Origin of the sequence: Brevibacillus sp. HD3.3A (assembly GCF_013284375.2) — a bacterium.
In the GTDB taxonomy this organism is placed as follows: Bacteria; Bacillota; Bacilli; order Brevibacillales; family Brevibacillaceae; genus Brevibacillus; species Brevibacillus parabrevis.
Map to the genome: position 1 here is coordinate 5026859 of NZ_CP085874.1, position 19503 is coordinate 5046361.

Here is a 19503-nt window from a genome sequence, read left to right on the forward strand (position 1 = left end):
GGAAAACCTTCGCAAAAAAATGGCGCTTCTCCTACGTCAGACTGCTTCTGTCTTTCATATGGTAAGGGGGAAGATCTTTTTTGCCCTGGAGGTTTGTCATGAATCTGGAACGATTGGAACGTGCCTTTGGCTCCCTTGTTTGCCCCAGTCCTACCGAATTGAGGCAGGCTGTCGCTTCACTCGCGCTCTGCCCAGACGATATCGCGTCACTCGTTCCCCAACCGGAACAGCTTCCATATGGCCGCAAGATTTTGTATCTCACGCCTCACGTAGAGGTCGTTCTCATCCATCTTCCTGCCAGGCAGGAGTCCATCCCGCACAACCATGGCGACTCGTTTGGCTGGGAGTGGGTCATATCCGGCACGCTCACCAATGTCGTCTACCTCCCGGCTGACCGCGAAGACGAAGTTTTTCGGGCACAAACGACCCATGTCAGCGCAGGAGATTGCTATTACGTCGCTCCCGGCGAGATTCACGCCATTCGCAACAACACAGACGGACCTGTCCTCTCGCTCAATGTGTATACGCCCCCGCTGCAAAACTCCCGTCAGTACCGCGCCGTCCAATCCCCCACGTAGGATTGGAAAAGTTACAAAAAAACCAGTACACCGCCAAAAGAGCGGTCGTACTGGTTTTTCGCGTCTACAAATTTTCCGTAATCTCGGACAGCTCATCAGCAGAGCTGGCTACTTGCGCCACTGCCTGGTTCATGTCTTCCATGACTTTGAAGAAGTTTTCCAGTTCTTTTTGAATGTGCGTGCTTTGCTCCTTGCTGTCTGCTACAGCGCCGATAATTCCTTCGAAAAACGCGTTCGTCTCATCGGTCATTTTGCTGCTCGACTGAACAAGCCCTTGAATTTCCAGAACGACCGAAGACAGCACTGTTGTTTGCTGGTTCGTTTTCTCAATCAGCTCCCGCACGCCGAAGACAGACTTCTTCGTCTGCTCCGCCAGCTTGCGCACCTCGTCGGCCACGACCGCAAAGCCTCGTCCCTGTTCACCCGCTCTCGCCGCCTCAATCGCAGCGTTTAGGGCAAGCAGATTCGTCTGCTCGGCTATCGCCGTTACCACATCGACGATCCCGCGAATTTTTTCGGCATTGTCCTCCAGCGTGTTCATTTCCCCGGAGATTTGCCTCACGCTTTGCTGAATCAATCCCATCTGTTCTTGCTGCTTCTCCAGCTTTTCCTTGCCCTCCCGGGACAGCTCCTGCGCCTTGCTGGAAAATCCGGTGCCGTTTTCGGCATAGCGCAGCATCTCGCGCGACTGCTCCGTCAACTGCTCGACGGACGCGCTGTTTTCTTCCGATACCGCTGCCAGCTCATGGGCGGAATTGGTCAGCATGATCCGCAGCTCATCTTTTTTGTCCTGCTCGGCACGCCGAACACGCTCATGTTCGTTCTCGTACTCTTCCAGCACAATTTGCTGCTCGATGTTGAGAATTTTGGTCACCGCCGTAAGGGCCACCATCAGCTCGTTCTTGTCGGCAATATGCTTGTTCAAGATGTCCATAATAGAAACGAGCAGATTTTGGAACGCGCTCATGTACCATTTCGGTTCCAGTCCGATTCGCATATGTATGATGGCAATCTTGCTGCGCTGCTCGATGTAAGCAGCATCTATACAGCCATTGAACATTTCGGTGATGTGCCGGGTCAGTGTCCCTTTCAGTCTTTGAATCGTGCTGTTCTTGTCCACAATGTCCATGAGCAATGGCTCAGTTTCGATATTCGAATAAAAGAAATCTACAATTTTGTCAATATTTTGAATGATGAGCGGTTGAAGCGCTTTGACGATCGACAAGTCCTCCTCTGTCAGATGAATCAGAGCCAGTTGCCTGGAGAGGGTGTTTTGTCCTTGAAGCTTTACCTTCCCTTGTTCCTTGTGATCCTGGAAAAACGACTCCTTTTTGGCTTTTCCTTTTAATCCAAACAGGCTGGAAAATGGACATGTACTCATACGCCGAACTCCTTTTGACCGATTAAAAAATGGCTGGAATTACCATATTAGGTAGAGTAAACGAATTATTTCCAATTGGCATATCCTTTCAATTATATACCCGTTTGATCTAGAGTGTAAACCAAATGAGCAAGAAAAGAGGGCAACCGCGCTTCCGAACGGGAAGTCGGCGCCCTCATTTTTACATCTCTGCTTTCTTCACTTCCGCTTTTTGCAGCTTCCAGCTCGTCTTGTCCCATTTCCAAAGCGACTCGACGTAGGCAATCGTGTCAGCATTCGCGACACCGCTCACCCGCTGCACACCTTTCAGTTCGCAGATGCCATCGCGGTTTTCGTCGACAGGCGCAAGCACGCTGAAGCTGTTCGGCATCACGTCTGTGGGCGTCACCAGCTTGCCGTTTTTGTAAACGCCGTTTTCTTCGTATATTTTTTTGCGATCGGACAAATCGAGAACCGTAGTCTGATTCGTCTCTTTGATCAAAATCGGAACCTTGTAGTTGTCCTGATACGAACCGGAAATCGTCAAAGGCTGCGGCACGGGCAGCACAACAGGCTTGTTGTCCTTGTTGCTGAACAAATAAAAGTCGGACGTTCCCCCGCTTCCGCCCGTAGGCGCTTGCACCAAAATTTGTTTGGTGCCGTTTCCGATAAAATCGCAAAAGGCCATGTCCGGCTGATAACCGCCATACGCCGTCGTGAAAAAGGTCGTCTTTTTCGCGACTGGATCTTGGACCATGACCTTCAGCTTTTCAAAATACGGGCTGTCCGCAGCAAAGCGTTGACCGAGCAGCGTCACGACATCCGGCTTTCCGTCTCCGGTCACGTCCTGTCTTTTGATCTGGATTTCCTCAAAAACGCCTGGTTGCTGCTGAGGCTGGCGCACTTCCTCTGCCAGAGCAGGCCCCGCTCCTCCCGCGATCAATACACAGGCCAAAATGACTGCCCAGCCAAATCGTTTTCTTTTGTCCATATCCATCCACCTTTGCTTTTTTGAACCTTAGGCGTAGTATGCAAAAAAAGCTGTGCTGCCATGCCTTTTTGTTGCGCGCATCGGCTGGTCAAAATGGCTAGATGAATTTATGGAAAGTGCGGTACACTATTCCAAGAATGTTGACCGTATAGGCAAGCAGACGAGCATGTTTTCATACGTATGAGAATGACAGTCCAATCAGGAGGCGATGCAAGCGTGAGTACGCCAGAAAAACGGCGGGTCGCACAGGCTCCGCCCAGCCGCGAAGCGCTGCGCACGGCTTATGAGCTGATTCTCACACGGATTTTGCCGCGTCTGCCGCCGACCTCTCAATCTACTGGCAGGAGATGCGAACATGAAGATACGACTGATCGAAAACGGGATCATCACGCAGATCGATGACATAGAGGACGCTACCCAAGCACCCGGACAAGGCTTTTTTTGGATTGACGCTTCTCCGTTTGATCTGGATATTTTACAGCCGCTGTACGATCTCCACCCTCTGGCAATCGAGGACTGTATCGACGAAGAAGAACAGCGGCCCAAGCTGCAAATTTACGACGATCATTATTTTCTCGTGCTAAACGGCATTGCTTTTCATAACCAGGATATTTTTTTGCGCGAGATCAATATTTTTTTCGGCAGTCATGCGATTATTACGGTAACGAAGCAGGAAGCTCCCGAATTTGCCTCCATGCTTCCGATTATCAGGGAAAAAGAAGTGAATCACCCGGACACGTTTTTGTATCACCTGATTGACCAAATTGTCGATCGTTATTTTGATGTGACGGAAAAAATCGAGGACTTGATTGAAGCGCTGGAAGAGGAAATATTGATGAAGACGCGCAAATCGCACCTGGAACAGATCATCGGGCTGCGAAGCGAGATTTTGTACGCGCGAAAAATGCTGTTGCCGCAGCGCGATTTGATTGACGCTCTGCACAAAAAAGAACTCCCGCTGATTCGTCCGAAGCTGCGGAAGTTCTTTGGCGATATTTGGGAGGACGCGAGTAAAATCGTGGAAAACTTCGAGACATTCCGCGACCTCATCGGGAACTTGCGCGAAGCTTATCAGGCGGCCCTCGCCGGACGGGCAAACGACATCATGCGCGTGTTTACGGCTTTGACCACCATTTTCATGCCGCTCACGATCGTGACGGGCATTTACGGCATGAACTTCGACTTCATGCCAGAGCTGCATTCGCCCTACGGCTATTACGTCGTGCTCGGGTGCATGGCGCTCATCGGGCTGACGATGTTCATTCTGTTCAAGAAAAAAGAGTGGCTGTAAACGAACAGGCTAGACGAGATCACCGCAGGCGACGATCATCAGCGAAAGTATTTTAGACAAGTCGCACTCATACGGCTGTGCCAGCTCCTGCCCATCTTCATCGACCAAAATGCGAATGAGCGGGCGGCTTGGCATGCCTTTGTTGGAATCAATCACGATGCCTGACACCCCTGTATTGAGCGTGACGCTCAACCCGACCGGGTACAGAGCGATGGTGTCGCGCAGCGCTTCTACATAAAACTGGTCAAACAGTCTTCCCGAGCCGGAATAGAGCACTTCCATCGCTTCGTGGGGCAGCATTCCCCAGCGATAGATGCGATCGGAAGTCAAGGCGTCGAATACATCCGCTACCGCCATCAGGCGACCGAACGGGTGAATTTGATCTTGCTTCAGATGGCGCGGATATCCGGACCCGTCCCAGCGCTCGTGGTGCTGAAAAGCGCAGTGGGCAGCAAGCAACGGGATGTCGTCTTGCCTGCGCAGCATTTCAAAACCGATTTCGGTATGTTTTTTCATCACTTCAAACTCTTCTGGCGTCAGGCGGCCCGGCTTTTTCAAAATCGTGTCCGGAATTTGCACTTTCCCGATATCGTGAAGCATGCCGCCAATAGACACATCGAGAATCTCCCGCTCTGTACAGCCTGTATTAATCGCCAGAGCCGTACTGTAGAGGGCGACGTTAAAGGAATGGCTGAAAATATAATTATCGAAGGCGCAGGCATCCGCCAACAGGTTGATCGCCGATTTGCTGCCTTTCAGCTCGTCGGCTACCGCAGCCATGACCTGTCTGAGCTGACGGCCCAGGTTCTTGTCCGTGAACAGCTGCTGCCATTTTTGCGGTACCTCCTGGACACTGCGAAACGTATCGTGAATAATGGACATCGCCTGTCTGCGCGTGCCCTCGGAAATGACTGTATCCACCATGATATCGTCCGTGCGTTCATCTTGTATGTACAGGCTGTTGATGTTCTTGCTCATGAGGCGTCCGATCATTCGCTGGGTCAGTTCAACTCCCGCCCCAACGAGTACCGTTCCGTTTTCTGCATAGATGGAACGGGCAAGCTTGTCGCCCGGCTGGCATTTTTGAATGGATTTCAGTCTCATTTCCAACCTTCGCCTTTCATCAGAGTATCCCTATTATAGCGTGATTCGACGTAATTCTACATGAAAAATTTTCAAGTCTTTCAATTAGACATATGGACGGGAGACACAGGTGAAATAGCTTGGAAGAAGCTGCGGTATGTTTTTAGGTTATCGGTACTTCCGGGGGGAATTTTGAGGAAAATGCGGAATGACAGAAAGCTTGCTTGGGGTGACGCTTGGGAGATTGCGTTATCGGTAGGTACTTTTTGCTGTGGCAGGGAAAGATTGAATGCAGGAAGCTTGTTTGGGTGACGCTTTGTAGAACGCGTCATCGGTAGGTACTTTTGCTGCGGCGAAGAAAGATTGAATGCAGGAAGCTTGCTGGGGCGCCGCTTTGTAGAATGCGTCATCGGTACTTTTGTTGTGGCGAGGAAAGAGACGAATCGCTGTAGCTTCTTGGGATACCCTCTGTGGGTCTGGACTGCACGGCTCCGGGGAAAAAGCGAAACCGCGTCAAAAGCAGCTCGCTCACAGATGCGGGAGCACGTTGACGCTTAAAACCGTGTTTCGCTTTTTCCTCGGAACCTCGGTCGGTATCCCAAAGAGCTTTCGCGCATTTCGTCTCTTTCCTCGTCAGGAGCTGGTGGTGGTCGGCGCGGGTTTTAAAGAAAATACCAAATGCTAAAAAGCTTGCTTGGGATGGCCCTTTGTAGTCCGCTTCATCGGTACTTTAGGCGGGGCGAGGCAAGGGCTGGTGAGTTGGACGTAAGTAACAAAAAGACATGAAAACATGATGAAGTTTTTTCATGAAGTCAATTGCTGAATGCACCTCATCCATGCAAAAGTTCGTTCATTAGCCGCACTGGATTTCCCCCAGATCATCCCTCAAAAATCCCAATCCGACCAAAGCCTAACGTTGACCAAGGAAACAGGAGAAACTAGCGGCAGAGCTTTCGGACTCCTACCCAGTCGGAGCAAAAAAAGGAAAACACGCCTTTAAGCAGCAACTTGATTTCGCTTCCATAAGCCATCTGCTTTTGTCGCGGTTTTCCTTTTTTACTGGCCGGAGACGGACTTTCCAAACTTCCCGCAAGATGCCAGTTGTTCTGAGAAAATAAAGTTTTCAACTGAAAATGATCAACACCTAATTTAAGAAAACTATATAAATGAAAGCCTCAAACATATTGTGTACATCTAATATGTTTGAGGCTTTATGTGTTGGATTGGGCATTTATTTTGTATAGAAACGCTTTTTAGGAATCTAATGCTGTCAACTACGTTCAGCCTAACGATCGGTTGCTGTTTTCCATGACTCTCTGAATATAAGACTCCAGTACCTCGATGAACAATTTGGCCGCTTTCCCCATAAACCTGTCCGCATGGTAGATGATACAAATATCCTGGCTTGGCGTAGGATTCAAAAGGGTGACGGCGGTGATCGTATCGCGATTGAGATTGTCCACTAACAAGCGGGGAAGAATGCAAGCTCCTACGCCTTGCTCGACCAAGGATAGCAATGTCGAAAGGGTGGAAGTTACAATCGGGCTATCGATCTTGATCCCCTTTTGCTGGCAGCAGGCATTAATGACCTTTGAAATTTGATGTTCCGAACCGAACATGACCAGCTTCATATTCTGCAATTGCTCGAAGGGAATGGCTTTCGCTTTCGCAGCGGGGTGATCCGAGCGTAGTGCCAAGACGAACTCCTCATGGAACAGCGGTATAACGGTGATACGATCATCAGGTTTGTCAGGAGTTGTGGTAACGCCAAGATCCCGGATACCGTCGACAACCTGTTCGTACACATCTGTCGACTCCGTGACTTTAATCGACAACTTCGGGTACGAGCGATGAAAGTCGATAAGAAGGGCGTCAAACAAAAGGTCTCCGTCGCCAGGAAGAATCCCGATATCCAGCTTGCCACCATCTACTTTCTTTAAGTCCGCAATGGCCCCCTGAATGTAGTCAATGCGTTCGAAGATGATCTTGCTCTGCTCCAAAAGAATTTGCCCCGCATCAGTTAAAGCAATCCGTCTCCCAATGCGATCAAATAGCGGAAGTCCCAGTTCATTTTCCAAAAACTTAATTTGTTGACTGAGGTTCGACTGAGTCGTACAGAGATTTTCTGCCGCTTTGGAGAAGTGCATCTCCTTGCAGATGGCAGCAAAATACTGGAGTTGTCTTAGTTCCATACCGTCATGCCCCTTTTCCATTTTTTGCACGTCTTAGAAGCGAATGACTCCTTTTCAGTATACCCACTATATGGATGATTTGCACGAATCGGTAATCGATCGATTAGTGAGACCGATCAATTGCATCGGAATCGTGTGATTGTTGCGTATTCAGGGGAGAGCTACACTTGCATTAAGAGAGCAGCAACAAAAAAGGAGGCATGATCTTATGAGTCAAACCATTATCCACACTGGTAACGTACTTCGTCAGGTTGTCATTGGTCAGGTTCAAGCCATTTCCGAGGAACAGCTCGACATACAACCGATGGGCTTCCACAACACAATCCGCTGGAATGTCGGTCACATCATCTTTTGGATGGATCGGTACTCCACGCTTTGTTTCGATTCTCCATCCTTGATTCCAGATCAGTATGAAGCGCTGTTTACGTCCGGTACGAAGCCAGCTTCATGGACGATAGCTCCCCCGAGCAAGGAAGAATTGCTTCAATTGCTGACGATGCAGCTTTCCCGGCTATCCGAGCTGACGCCTGAGATGCTCGATGCACCATTGAAATCGCCGTATGTCATGGGGCCATTCCAATTCGATACGGCAGGCGAGCTGTTCAACTTTGCTCTGGTCCACGAAGGGATTCACCTTGGTACAGTTTCAAGCCAGCTTAAGCTTATAAAATGAAGCCCTGCGTCTAGATACCTAAAGCGATGGATCACACAATGAAATGAGGAGGCTTGTTATGACGAAAATCCATGAAGTATTTGCTGCTTTTAGGCGTGCTTTCGAAACAGGGAATACAAGCGATTTCCTGAAAAAGGTTACGGATGATTTTCATTTCTTCGTTCCGCTGCCGCTGGAAGGCTGGAATCAGAAGCAGCAAGGCCAAGAGCGGTTCGAGGAATTAATCAGGTTTGAGCGCTCGGTATTTCAGATGAGCCTCACACCGCTGATCGAGCTAGAGAATGAGAGCTACGGGATGGTCGTATTTCGCTCGGAAGGATTGCTGTACGGCAGGCCTTTCCAAAATGAGCTTTCGGTCGTCTTCGAGTTTGAGAAGGATCGGGTCCGCTCCTTCCGAGAATACGTAGGAATGCCGTTAAAAAATTACGAGGCACCGATGGTTGATTAATCTAACGAGAGCGATAGTTCAATAAAGCAGCGGCGAGTCTAAGCTTTCTTTTCCGGTCTTAGGTCGCCGCTGTTTCATTTATTGGGGTCAGTCTAAAAACAAAAAACACCTTCGTCTCATCGACAAAGGCGTTCCGCTGTCCATTTCTGAACCGTTAATTCATCATCGCTACAGCATTTTGACGACCGCTTCCCGTCCGATCATCCCCGCTTTGATGCCTTGCGCCTCCGCTGTTGTCGTCACCGATTCCAGCGGCGCATCCAGCAGCTCCTCAATCGTTTTCACCCCGACAGCCCTGCCAGCCAAAATCTCCCGGCTCGCCAGCCGCTCATTCAACAGACCCACGTCCAATGCTCCGCACATGATGTACCCTTTGTCTGTCGTCACCGCAAGCAATGTCGTCTTGGGAAGCCGTACCGTGACGGCAATCGCCGTCCCTTCCGGAAAGTGGATAGGCAATACCTCGACCATCCTGCTCCCTCCTTTTCTCTCCTGCCTTTTGCGTTACCATCCTATGACACAGGAGCGAAAAGTGTGTGAATCAGTGCAAGTTCACAGCCGGGAACTGCTCGTCTTCCATTGCGACCTTGCGCTTCATCACTTCAATCATATACGTAGCCATCATGTGAAACAGCTCTTCCTCGTCCATTTCTTCCGCCAGTCCGAGCAGGGCGTCGCGGTCCTGCTCGTGCAAAACTCCAACCACCACGGCCGTAATGTCCTCTTCGTCACCGTTGAAATGACCTTTGTACAGCTCGTATACTTCGTCGATAAATCTCATGGCTCATCCCCCCTGCTTCATTCGATAGCATGCCCAGAACTTTCAGGGGACACCTTTTCCCATCTCGGCAAAAAAGCGCTTTGCACCAAAGTTCGGTCTGTGATCGTACTGGCAATCACTTCGCGAAGCATTTCCGGGTGGAAAAATTCAATCTCCCGCCCTTGCAGCAAGTCGGGAAACAGGCGATTGTACATGAACATGTCAACCGTACCGACACGATACTCCCGTTCGCGGATTAGCGGTTGCCCGTTGACTTCAATCGCGAGGATGTGCGGCTGCCCCGACTCTTCATAACGAATCCGCAGCCCGTCCACTGCCATCCAGCCTTCGATTTTGCCGCGAAAACCGCAGCCGCGCAGCTCGCGATGCACGATTTGCGGCTGGATCGCCTGCTCCAGCACACTGGCGAGCTGCTCCCCCGTCAACGTGACAGCGCAGGCGTTGATCGGGTGCGGCACGCTTTCCAAAAGCTGGGCAAACGTCAGACGGCCCTGATGCAAGTCGGACAGCAACAGTCCTCCGTTGGCGATCCCCACTTCTGCTTTGGTCCATCTGCGAATGCTCGCCGCCACAAACGAGCCAAACGGCGTCTCCTCCGTCCAGTTGACGTGCAAATCCTGCTCCAGCTCAGCGATCGGCTGAAACAGACTGGCATCTGCCGCTGCCTTTTCCTTTTGCAAAAAATCGCGCAGCGCCTCATCCGGCGCGTAGCTGGCGGTGTCAAACAACTCTGCCGAGACATCCGCAATCTGTTTGCCGTCGCGATCCCACACAAGCCGGATGTGGCCTACGTGCTCGCCAAAACGCCCCGTCTGGGCAATCAACGTGTTTCCGACCCGTTCCCCGTGCGGAAGCGTATGGTGCGTATGACCGCCCAAAATCACGTCCAGCCCTTCGACTTCCGCGGCGATCCGGCAGTCCGTCTGATAACCGAGATGAGACAGCAAAATCAAAATATCCGCCGAAGAGCGCAAGGCAGCAACCTGCTCACGAATAAGCGGAAGCGGATCGAGAATTTCCCAGCCCAGGCTCTGATAAGTAGAAAAAGGAATCGTCATGCCAAGCAAAGCGACCCGCAGCTCTCCAAGCGTATGGATAGCATAGGGGACAGCCCACTGTGGAGGTGCCGAGCTGGCTTTATCCAGCAAGTTGCCGACGATGACCGTGAAGTCCGCTTGCTCGTACATCTCGTCGAGCTTCTCTTTGGGCAGCGTGATGCCCTCGTTGTTGCCGATCGTCGCATACTGGTAGCCGCATCTGTTCATGACTTGGACATTCGCTTTTCCGAAGCTTGCCTCCGAGCGGACATCCATGCGATCCATATGATCCCCGATATCGACTGTCAGCACATGTTCCTGTTGGGCCTCCCACAGCTGGCGGCTTGTTTTCAGGCAAGTCGCAATCTGCGGCATTTTTTCGAAATGACTATGCAGGTCATTCGTGTGCAGCAAGTGCAAGGTCCAGGTGTCCGCCACGACTTTCCCCTCCCTTTTGTCTCTAAGGTCAACCGATGATCGCTTTTATGATCATTTGTACAGCTATCGCCAAAATCAGGATGCGCAAGAACAGCACAATCGTGCGTCCTTTCAGCTTGCTGGCTATGACCGCGCCCAGCTTGCCGCCCGCCCATGCGCCAGGTGCCAGCATCGCCGCATACAGCCAGTTCACATGATCGTGAAAAATGTTTGTGACCGAGCCGATCACCGCCGAGAAAAAAATGACCAGCATGGAGGTCGCCGTGGCAATGTGCGGAGGAAACCGGAACAACAGCATCATCGCCGGAACCATCAACACTCCGCCACCCACGCCAAACAAAGAAGACGTGATCCCGACAAAAAAAGCGATCGTAATGACACTCACCCTGCTATATCCATACTCGTATTCATTGCCCTCGTTGTCGACAAACTGCCGCTTGATTTCCCAGTTGATCTGGCGCGGCCGGAGTTTGTCCTTGACCATCAGGATGACGAACATGCACAACTGAAACAAGCCAAAAAGCAGTGTAAAATCTTCTGTTGCTAGTAATGTATTAAGGTAGACACCCACGATAGCACCAGGCGCGCTGCCAATAAAAAAAAGCAGGGCGCTTTGCATATCGACTTTTTTTTGCTTGATATACGATATGGACGAGGACAGCGCCGTCACCGCAATCACAAGCAGCGAGGTCGCTGCCGCTACTTGCGGAGACATGGAGTTCGGCTCATACCAGTTGGCGAAAAACAGCAACGCCGGAACAAAAAAGATGCCGCCGCCAAGCCCGGCGATACTGCCAATGACTCCGGCGACCACCCCGATCACCAAAAACAAAACAGCGATGGCTACAAGCATGTCTCCCCTTCTTTCTTCCTTGTTAAAACAACTCCATCTGTCTGGGATTCAAACCGCTCGGATCAAGTCCCAGCATGTCTGAAAACTGCTTGGCGTTCGCTGCCGCATCGCCTCCAGAGTTATTGTTGAACAAAATGCAAACTTCATCCGCTTCCTGCTCAATCTGCCGGATGTGGACAAGCCACTCTGCCAGTTCTTCCTCGCTGTAGCGGTACAAGTAGCGCACATCGCGCCATTTTTGACCTTCTCCCGGATCGCGCCACCCCGATTTGTTGCGCCCGTGAAACCGGACGAGAGCCAGCGAAGAATGCGTGACGGCGGGCACAATCGGAACCGATCCTTGCCCTGCCTGTGGTTCATCGCACAAGACGTGCACGGCTTCGATTTTATGTAAAAAGTCCAGCGTGCGCTCTCTAAACCGCGCTTCGAACCAGCTCTGATGGCGAAATTCCACCGCAAACGGATACGCCTTCATCGCTTGCCGGCAAGCCTGGACATACTGGACATGTTCCCTGGTGCAGTCAAACCAGGGCGGGAATTGAAACAGAAGCGACTTCAGCTTCCCGGCCTCGACAAGCGGCTGGATGCTCTCCTCAAACTGTTGAAACAGCTCGCGCCGGTTCACAGGCGCATCTCCCCGCTGATGGCCCGTCATCGCCTGGTGCGGCTTCACGATAAATCCAAAACGGTCCGGAGTGTCCCGGACCCACGACTCGTAGTTTCGCTGTGGTAAAATGGCGTAAAAAGAGCTGTCTACTTCCACAATCGGAAAATGGCTGGCGTACACCGCCAATTTATCGCCGCTGCGCACCCCTTGTCCGTACAGCGTGTCATGATCGCCCCAGCCACAGACACCCACATGTATCGTACTCATGGCAAACACCCCTAACAAAATCAAGCGAAATCAAACAGGAGGAGTCCCTTCGCATGAAAACAACTGACTGGTTGGGTGACCCCTTTGCGTTTAAGGATAACAAATTATACATGGGCCGAAAAGTAGCGAACCGCCTCCTGCGTGACGCTCAGGAGGCGGTTCCTTATGAGTTTTCCGCTCTGCTCGCGGGCAGAGACGCGACGATTACCGATGCAGTTGCCATGCCGATCTCTTCGGACACAGGCAACTTTTCCTGGGACGGCCCTGCCTTTCTCCAGGCGCTTCACTCCATTCGCAAGCGCCAGCTGCAATGGCTGGGCGTCCTGCACACGCACCCGCATACCGCTCCCATCCCGTCCAGACAAGACGTTTTGGGCTGGCACTACCCTACGCTTTCCTACTGGATCGTCAGCTTGGCGTCTGAGACACCGGAGTGGCGCGTCTATCAATGGAAGAACGGGGCATTTCTGTTGCGCGATTACACCGTGACAGAAGCGGCGGACGAAGCAGTCAACAGTTCTGCTGCTGTCTCCCCTTCGTCTCCAAAAAACTCCTGATACAAGGCGATTACGGCGCGGTCGGCTTCTGCCGCTTTCACCCCGAACATCATGCTGACTTCAGAAGAGCCTTGATTGATCATCTCCAGATTCACCTTCGCCGCAGCCAAAGCAGTAGTCGCTCTGGCTGTGGTGCCCACCGATTGGCGCATTCCTTCCCCGACGATCATGACGAGTGCGAGACTGTGCTGCACCGCGACGTCGTCCGCTCCCAGCTCGCGAAACATGCGCTCGATGATCCGCTTTTCCTTCTCTTCTGTCAGGTCTTTCTCGCGCAAAATGACCGAAATATTGTCGATCCCGGAAGGAGTGTGCTCGTACGAAATCCCTTCCTCCTCAAAAATTTGCAACAGCTTGCGGCCAAAGCCGATTTCTTTGTTCATCAAATACTTGCTGACGTAAATGCTGCAAAAGCCGCTGTCGCTGGCGATTCCCGACACCCTGTTTGTCGCAAACGGACGCTCGGCAACGATCATGGTGCCTGGCGCAGACGGATTGTTCGTATTTTTGATGCACACCGGAATGTCAGCCTCGTAAGCCGGAATTAGCGCTTCCTCATGAAACACGCTGAATCCCGAATAAGACAGCTCCCGCATCTCGCGGTACGTGATTTCCTTCACTTCCTTCGGGTTGGCAATCAAGTTCGGATTCACGACGTACACCGAGTCGACATCGGTAAAGTTTTCGTACACTTCCGCAGTCACCGCTGCCGCCAAAATCGAGCCGGTAATGTCCGAGCCGCCACGCGAGAACGTCACCAACTCACCGCTTTTCGCATACCCGAAAAAGCCGGGAAAGACAGTAATTCCGCTACGTTCCCGCAAAGAAGCGAGCTTCGCGTAAGCTTCCGGCAAAACGTGGGCGTTGCCCGCTTCGTCGGATACGAGCATCCCCGCGTCCTGCGGATTGACGTAGCTCGCTTCCTCGCCCAAGCTTCGCAAGTAGTGGGCCACGATTTTGGCGCACGTATCCTCTCCCGCTGCTTTGGCAGCATCCATGAAGCGCTCCGCTGACAAGCCTTGCCGATTGCTCAGCACGTCATCCAGCTCGCTTTTGATTTGCTCTGCGACAGCTTCTCCCAGCCCCAGCTCAGCGATGATCTCCTCATAACGCGCAAAAACAGCCTGCTTTTCTTCCTCGGCCTGTTGCTGCTGCAAAAAACGGTTCGCGCAGCTGATCAAGAGGTCTGTTACTTTTGTATCTTCCTTATGTCTTTTGCCAGGGGCTGAAACGACGACGAGACGTCTGTCCCGATCCGCCATGACGATGCTGCACACTTTTTTTATTTGCTCGGCATTCGCCAGGGAAGTGCCACCAAATTTTGCTACCTTCATTCTTTACTCCTCCATCTATCCGCTCTTGTCCGGTCTTTTTCTTTCATGAATTATGTTACTAGCTTAATGCATCCACCTAAAAAGAACAAGTGTCTTTTCCACAAGTACACAACAGAATAATTTGGACAAGTTGACGCATAGTAACGGGTGAGAGATTCCACAATGAGGTGTGTTATGAAAAAACATGTACGCTTGCTCCTCCTCACCTGTGCCGTGTTCCTGCTTCTCTCCTACAGCCAAACGGCGTCCGCGATTCGCGAAAAAAATCGCGAATACTACGAGACGCGCGGGGAGATCGTCTGGGAAGTTCCCACGAAAAGCAAGATCATTGCCCTCACTTTTGACGACGGTCCGGACCCGGGCTACACCCCGCAAATTGCCGCCCTGCTGAAAAAGTACGAGGCCAAGTCTACCTTTTTCGTGGTTGGCTCACGTGTAAGCCAGTACCCGGAAGTCGTTCGCTTACTGGCTCAGGATCAGCACGAGATTGCCAACCATACCTACAGCCACCCCGATATTCGCCGCCTTTCCCCGGAGCAGTTGCGAGAGGAAGTCGAAAAGACTCAGGAAGCGATTCATTCGGCAACAGGAATACGACCTGCGCTGTTCCGTCCGCCTGGGGGATACTACAGCGAGTCCATCGTGCATACGGCGAAGCAGTCCGGCTTTTTGGTCATCATGTGGTCGTGGCATCAGGATACGCGCGATTGGGCAGACCCCGGCGTCAAAAAGATCGTCGACAAGGTGCTGAACAACGCCCGCAACGGCGATATTGTCCTGTTCCATGACTACGGCGGAAACCGGAAACAGACGGTGCAGGCGCTGGAACAAATTTTGCCCGAGCTGAAAAAACGCGGCTACAGCTTCGTTACCGTCAGTGAGCTGATGAAGCACTCCGGTAGACTCAAGCAAGTAGACCGAGCGGATTAAACAGCACAAATCCCCCTTGTGGCTGAAGGGGGATTTGTGTTTTGTCACCTTCGCATTATGCTTTGTGATCCGTTTTGTTTGCTGGTCGTGCCTTGTCATCTGCGGGATTGCCCGCGAGCAAGTGGGAGATAGACGGAGCAACAGGCTGACTTTGGTTCGCCGTTGGAACAGACTGCGCCGCACTGCCCTTTTGCATGAAATCGGAAATCATTTTGTTCATATCAAGCCCGGATACGTCTTTGAGCATCTCTGGCAGTTGGGCCATCAGCTTCGTGACATTGCCGCTCAGTCGGTTGACGCCGTCTCCCTGACCGCCGCCCGCATCCACAATCGTTACTTTGTCGATCGCCTTCATCGGCTCGGCAATTTTTTCGGCCAGTTCAGGCAGCATTTTGGCGATGATGTCCAAGATGGCGGCATGACCGAACTTCTCGAACGCTTCCGCGAGCTTTTCCTTCCCTTCCGCTTCGGCTTCCAGCTTGAGGCGCGTTACTTCTGCCTCCGCGCTTCCTTTCGCCTTCTCGGCTTCGGCAATCGCCAGACCTTCCAGTCGCTTCTGCTCCGCCATCGCTTTCGCCTCTGCCTCGATCCGGTATTTGAGCGCATCGGCTTCGCGCAGTTTTTTCGCTTTTTCCGCTTCCGCCGCTTGCTCCACGGAGTAGCGATCCGCATCGGCTTTTTTCTTCACTTCCGCGTCATATTGCTTCTCGCGGCGCAAAATTTCTTTTTCTTCCAGCTCGATCTCTTTTTGCTTGCGCACCAGATCGATTTTCATTTCTTCTTCCGTAACCTGCTGCTTGGCGACAGCTTCTTGCAGCTTGTAGGCTTGGTCCGCGCTTGCTTTCGCCCGGTCCTGCTCCTGTTTGAAGGCAGCTACCTTCAGCTCTTTATCTTTCTCCGCTTCCGCGATGTTCGTTTCTTTCAGCAGCTCGGCTTTGCGCGCCTCTTCTTCGGCCTGGGCCTGTCTGATCCGCGCTTCCTTGTCTGCGTCGGCTTGCGAGATCGTCGCATCGCGCTTGACTGCCGCGATCTGCGGAATCCCCAGCGCTGCCAAATAACCGTTTTTGTCGCGCACATCCTTGATCGTGAAGCTGACCACGGACAGCCCCATTTTTTTCAAATCTTTGGTCGCGACCGATTGAACTTCCTGGGCAAAGCGCTCGCGGTTTTTGTAAATTTCCTCCACCGTCATGCTGCCGAGAATCGCCCGCAAGTAGCCTTCGAGCACTTCCTGCGCCTCGGCACGCAGAGCCTCATCTTTTTTGCCCATGAACTGCTCAGCAGCGGTGGCAATATCCTCGATCGAACCGCCGACCTTGATAATCGCCACACCGTCCGCCATGACAGGTACACCTTGCTCTGTATATACTTCTGGCGTGGACACATCGAGCTTGTGGGACAGAAGACTCAGAAAATTTGCTTGTTGAAAAATCGGGAGGATGAACGCACCGCCGCCGCGGACGATTTTCATTTTGCGGCCAGACTCGTCGCTCAGCACATTTTTCGTGCCCAAATAACTCCCTGTCACGATCATCGCTTCATCGGCACCAACGGTTTTGTACCTTGCCCAAAATGCGATCCCCAAAACGAGAAAGACTGCGACTACGATACCGACCGTTACTAAAATGTCCGGTTCAAACATGCACTCTCAGCTCCTTTTTCTATGATTCAGGCTGGAAAGGAATAACGTACAAGACATGGTCGCGCACTTCTACCACTACGACGCGCGTTCCTTGCGGGATGCTTACCCGCTCCAGACTGGCAGCCATATGGTAGGTCGTCCCGCTGAGCATGGGCAACAGCACTTCGCCCAAGCCCTCTGCCGGAATCGTCGTGCCCACCTCGCCCAGCTTTCCGCCCAGTTGGGTCATGGAATAGCCTGTTGAGTTCTCTGCCTGGCTCATCGGCTTTACCCAGAGAAAGTACGCGAAGACTGCCAAACCCGCACCGATGACCGCGGCCAACACAAACACGACGAGGTCAGACAAACTGGTAAAACGGGACAAAATATACCCGGCGCCGCCAAAAGCGGTGAGGCCGCTGACAAAAGTGATTGGCTGAAACAGCGGCAAATGAAAATGATCGAGCCAATCCGAGACCGCATCGCCGAATAAAAGCGATAAGACGGTATAAATAATGCCACTCACAAGGCAGACCATGTAGACGGTTTCAAGTACGCCCACGCTTGTCACTCCTTTCCAAGATTGCATCTATTTTTCATACGTTTCAGCTCGGAAAAGGTTTCATAATTAAGGAAAATCCTCCCTGTATACAGAGAGGATTTTCTCGCTTTTATCCGATAAATGTTTGCACGAGCAAATACAGATTCAGCCCCATAATGATCGTCGCCACGATCCAGGCCAGCCATTTCAGCCACCCGGCGTTGGCAAACTCGCCCATTTTGGCCTTGTCGCTGGTGAATTTAACGAGCGGCACGACAGCAAAGGACAGTTGGAGGGACAAAATGACCTGGCTCAAAATCAGCAAGTCGGTAGCCCCGCTCTCGCCGTACAGCGCGGTGACGATGACGGCTGGCACGATGGCAATCAGGCGGGTAATCAACCGGCGCAGCCATGGGGTGATTCGCAAGTTCAAAAAGCCTTCCATGACGATCTGGCCTGCGAGCGTTCCCGTCAATGTCGAGTTCATCCCCGCCGCCAACAGAGCGACCCCGAACAAAATGCTGCCAAGCGTCGTGCCGAGCAGGGGAGCCAGCAGGTGATAAGCGTCTGCAATGTCGGCCACATCTGTCATCCCCGCCTGGTGAAATGTCGCGGAGGACAAGATCAGGATCGCTGCATTGATCGCCATGGCGAACACCAGGGCAATCGTCGAATCGAGCGTTGCGTATTTGATCGCTTCCTTTTTCCCCAACGTCGTCTGGTCGTACTGTCTCGTTTGCACGATGGACGAGTGCAAGTACAAGTTGTGCGGCATGACCGTCGCCCCCAAAATCCCGATCGCAATGTAGAGCATCTCCGGATTTTTCACAATCTCTGTGCTGGGGATGAAGCCGCCGAGAATCCCGGCGATGTCCGGCTGCGACCAAAACATCTCGAATGCGAAGCAAGCACCGATCGTCGCAATCAGGGCAATCACGAGCGCTTCAATATAGCGGAATCCTTTGTTTTGCAAAAACAGGACGATCATGACATCAAGCGCGGTAATCAACACACCGTACACGAGCGGTATTCCGAAAAGCAAATTCAGGGCGATTGCCGCCCCGATGACTTCTGCCAGGTCGCACGCCGCGATGGCAAGCTCGCACAGTACCCACAGTCCCATGGCTACCGGCTTGCTGTAGTGATCCCGGCATGCCTGCGCCAAGTCTCTTCCTGTCACAATCCCCAGCTTTCCAGCCAGCGCTTGCAGCAAGATCGCCATCAGGTTCGATAGCAAAATAACGGAGAGCAAGGAGTAGCCGAAAAGGGAGCCGCCCGCAATATCCGTCGCCCAGTTGCCCGGGTCCATATAGCCGACCGCCACGAGATAGCCGGGGCCAGCGAAAGCTAGAAACTTGCGAACCCACGAGCCTTTGGTCGGAACTTTCATAGAGCGGTGGACTTCCGGCAACGATGGCCCATCCGCCTCTTTTCTCCATGCTTGCTGATTTTGGGCAGCTTCGCCTGAGTTTGATCTGGATAGCATAACCCTTCACCTCAATTTGTGGATCAAGTCACCTTTTTTGCCCCAAGGCAACTCTTGGTCAAAAAAATATAGAAATTTGCCTCCACCAAAAATGTTTACCTAGCGAAATATATGTTTTATTATACTCCGATTCCGCCCTTTTGCAATGGTTGCCCTGCATATATTTGGGCGCTTGTTGAACACTACTCGTATTCCTTTTCAGGAGGGCTTGATCGTGAATTGGGAACAGGAACTGGCCGAGCAGATGAGCGGCAGCTCCGATTACGTCCAGCAACAGCTGCGGATCGGAGAAAATGTCTACACGGTATGTTATTTAGAGTGTTTGGTCGAGGCCAACTATATTCAGGATGAAGGTGTAATCTAAATGAACAATGATATGCTCCCCTTTGGGTAGACAGTTGAAATAATAAAACTGTCTACCTGTAAGGAGGAGCA

At 52.0% G+C, this 19503-nt stretch carries 21 protein-coding genes; 8 read left to right on the top strand and 13 right to left on the bottom strand.

Features of this window, described 5'->3' with window-relative positions; translation table 11 throughout:
• The first annotated feature begins 98 nt into the window (after positions 1 to 98).
• Complete coding sequence (locus tag HP435_RS23465) at positions 99 to 578, top strand: cysteine dioxygenase (RefSeq protein ID WP_173596735.1); 480 nt, start codon at positions 99 to 101, stop codon at positions 576 to 578.
• A gap of 64 nt (positions 579 to 642) precedes the next feature.
• Here HP435_RS23465 and HP435_RS23470 read toward each other — a convergent pair whose 3' ends face one another.
• A complete protein-coding gene (locus tag HP435_RS23470; protein WP_122964481.1) occupies positions 643 to 1959 on the bottom strand; it encodes a globin-coupled sensor protein in 1317 nt (438 codons plus the stop codon).
• A 181-nt stretch (positions 1960 to 2140) separates the two neighbouring features.
• Complete coding sequence (locus HP435_RS23475; protein WP_173599639.1) at positions 2141 to 2929, bottom strand: hypothetical protein; 789 nt, start codon at positions 2927 to 2929, stop codon at positions 2141 to 2143.
• A gap of 216 nt (positions 2930 to 3145) precedes the next feature.
• On the opposite strand from HP435_RS23475, the gene HP435_RS23480 reads away from it, so the two are divergent.
• The gene (locus HP435_RS23480) at positions 3146 to 3331 is read left to right on the top strand and encodes a hypothetical protein (protein WP_141254221.1); all 186 of its coding nucleotides are present in this window, start codon (positions 3146 to 3148) and stop codon (positions 3329 to 3331) included.
• Complete coding sequence (corA, locus tag HP435_RS23485; RefSeq protein ID WP_122964480.1) at positions 3285 to 4220, top strand: magnesium/cobalt transporter CorA; 936 nt, start codon at positions 3285 to 3287, stop codon at positions 4218 to 4220. The genes HP435_RS23480 and corA overlap by 47 nt, the downstream gene beginning before the upstream one ends.
• A gap of 9 nt (positions 4221 to 4229) precedes the next feature.
• On the opposite strand, the gene HP435_RS23490 is transcribed toward corA, so the two are convergent.
• Both HP435_RS23490 and HP435_RS23495 read right to left on the bottom strand, forming a co-directional pair.
• Positions 4230 to 5324, bottom strand: a complete 1095-nt coding sequence (locus tag HP435_RS23490; RefSeq protein WP_173599640.1) for an HD-GYP domain-containing protein — start codon at positions 5322 to 5324, stop codon at positions 4230 to 4232.
• Positions 5325 to 6583: 1259 nt separating this feature from the next.
• Positions 6584 to 7495, bottom strand: a complete 912-nt coding sequence (locus HP435_RS23495) for a LysR family transcriptional regulator (RefSeq protein WP_173599641.1) — start codon at positions 7493 to 7495, stop codon at positions 6584 to 6586.
• A 208-nt stretch (positions 7496 to 7703) separates the two neighbouring features.
• Between HP435_RS23495 and HP435_RS23500 the strand changes: the two genes are divergently transcribed.
• Positions 7704 to 8168: a DinB family protein gene (locus HP435_RS23500; protein ID WP_173599642.1), complete on the top strand. Its 465-nt coding sequence runs from the start codon at positions 7704 to 7706 to the stop codon at positions 8166 to 8168.
• Between the two features lie 58 nt (positions 8169 to 8226).
• The gene (locus tag HP435_RS23505) at positions 8227 to 8616 is read left to right on the top strand and encodes a nuclear transport factor 2 family protein (RefSeq protein ID WP_370641083.1); all 390 of its coding nucleotides are present in this window, start codon (positions 8227 to 8229) and stop codon (positions 8614 to 8616) included.
• A gap of 168 nt (positions 8617 to 8784) precedes the next feature.
• Here HP435_RS23505 and HP435_RS23510 read toward each other — a convergent pair whose 3' ends face one another.
• The 5 genes from HP435_RS23510 to HP435_RS23530 all read right to left on the bottom strand — a co-directional run bounded on the left by HP435_RS23510 (position 8785) and on the right by HP435_RS23530 (position 12599).
• On the bottom strand, positions 8785 to 9087 hold the full coding sequence (locus tag HP435_RS23510; RefSeq protein ID WP_173599644.1) for a YunC family protein: 303 nt from the start codon (positions 9085 to 9087) through the stop codon (positions 8785 to 8787).
• 70 nt (positions 9088 to 9157) lie between these two features.
• Complete coding sequence (locus tag HP435_RS23515; protein ID WP_122964475.1) at positions 9158 to 9397, bottom strand: DUF6154 family protein; 240 nt, start codon at positions 9395 to 9397, stop codon at positions 9158 to 9160.
• A gap of 17 nt (positions 9398 to 9414) precedes the next feature.
• Entirely contained in the window at positions 9415 to 10872 is a 1458-nt protein-coding gene (locus tag HP435_RS23520) for a bifunctional metallophosphatase/5'-nucleotidase (RefSeq protein ID WP_173599645.1), read from the bottom strand.
• Between the two features lie 28 nt (positions 10873 to 10900).
• Positions 10901 to 11725 (bottom strand): sulfite exporter TauE/SafE family protein, encoded by an 825-nt coding sequence (locus tag HP435_RS23525; protein WP_122964473.1) that lies wholly within the window; start codon positions 11723 to 11725, stop codon positions 10901 to 10903.
• A 22-nt stretch (positions 11726 to 11747) separates the two neighbouring features.
• Complete coding sequence (locus HP435_RS23530; RefSeq protein WP_122964472.1) at positions 11748 to 12599, bottom strand: DUF72 domain-containing protein; 852 nt, start codon at positions 12597 to 12599, stop codon at positions 11748 to 11750.
• 110 nt (positions 12600 to 12709) lie between these two features.
• On the opposite strand from HP435_RS23530, the gene HP435_RS23535 reads away from it, so the two are divergent.
• The gene (locus HP435_RS23535) at positions 12710 to 13156 is read left to right on the top strand and encodes a M67 family metallopeptidase (RefSeq protein WP_229049745.1); all 447 of its coding nucleotides are present in this window, start codon (positions 12710 to 12712) and stop codon (positions 13154 to 13156) included.
• On the opposite strand, the gene HP435_RS23540 is transcribed toward HP435_RS23535, so the two are convergent.
• Complete coding sequence (locus tag HP435_RS23540) at positions 13078 to 14490, bottom strand: aspartate kinase (RefSeq protein WP_173599647.1); 1413 nt, start codon at positions 14488 to 14490, stop codon at positions 13078 to 13080. The two genes, HP435_RS23535 and HP435_RS23540, sit on opposite strands and share 79 nt — an antisense overlap.
• A gap of 174 nt (positions 14491 to 14664) precedes the next feature.
• On the opposite strand from HP435_RS23540, the gene HP435_RS23545 reads away from it, so the two are divergent.
• Positions 14665 to 15420, top strand: a complete 756-nt coding sequence (locus tag HP435_RS23545; RefSeq protein ID WP_122964469.1) for a polysaccharide deacetylase family protein — start codon at positions 14665 to 14667, stop codon at positions 15418 to 15420.
• 55 nt (positions 15421 to 15475) lie between these two features.
• Here HP435_RS23545 and HP435_RS23550 read toward each other — a convergent pair whose 3' ends face one another.
• From HP435_RS23550 to HP435_RS23560, 3 genes are all read right to left on the bottom strand, one after another.
• Positions 15476 to 17062: a flotillin lipid rafts scaffold protein FloT gene (locus tag HP435_RS23550; protein WP_173599648.1), complete on the bottom strand. Its 1587-nt coding sequence runs from the start codon at positions 17060 to 17062 to the stop codon at positions 15476 to 15478.
• Positions 17063 to 17081: 19 nt separating this feature from the next.
• A complete protein-coding gene (locus tag HP435_RS23555) occupies positions 17082 to 17603 on the bottom strand; it encodes an NfeD family membrane protein (RefSeq protein ID WP_122964467.1) in 522 nt (173 codons plus the stop codon).
• 109 nt (positions 17604 to 17712) lie between these two features.
• Entirely contained in the window at positions 17713 to 19068 is a 1356-nt protein-coding gene (locus HP435_RS23560; protein WP_122964466.1) for an Nramp family divalent metal transporter, read from the bottom strand.
• Positions 19069 to 19282: 214 nt separating this feature from the next.
• Here HP435_RS23560 and HP435_RS23565 point away from each other — a divergent pair, with 214 nt between their 5' ends.
• Positions 19283 to 19432, top strand: a complete 150-nt coding sequence (locus HP435_RS23565) for a hypothetical protein (RefSeq protein ID WP_173599649.1) — start codon at positions 19283 to 19285, stop codon at positions 19430 to 19432.
• The last annotated feature ends 71 nt before the right edge of the window (positions 19433 to 19503 follow it).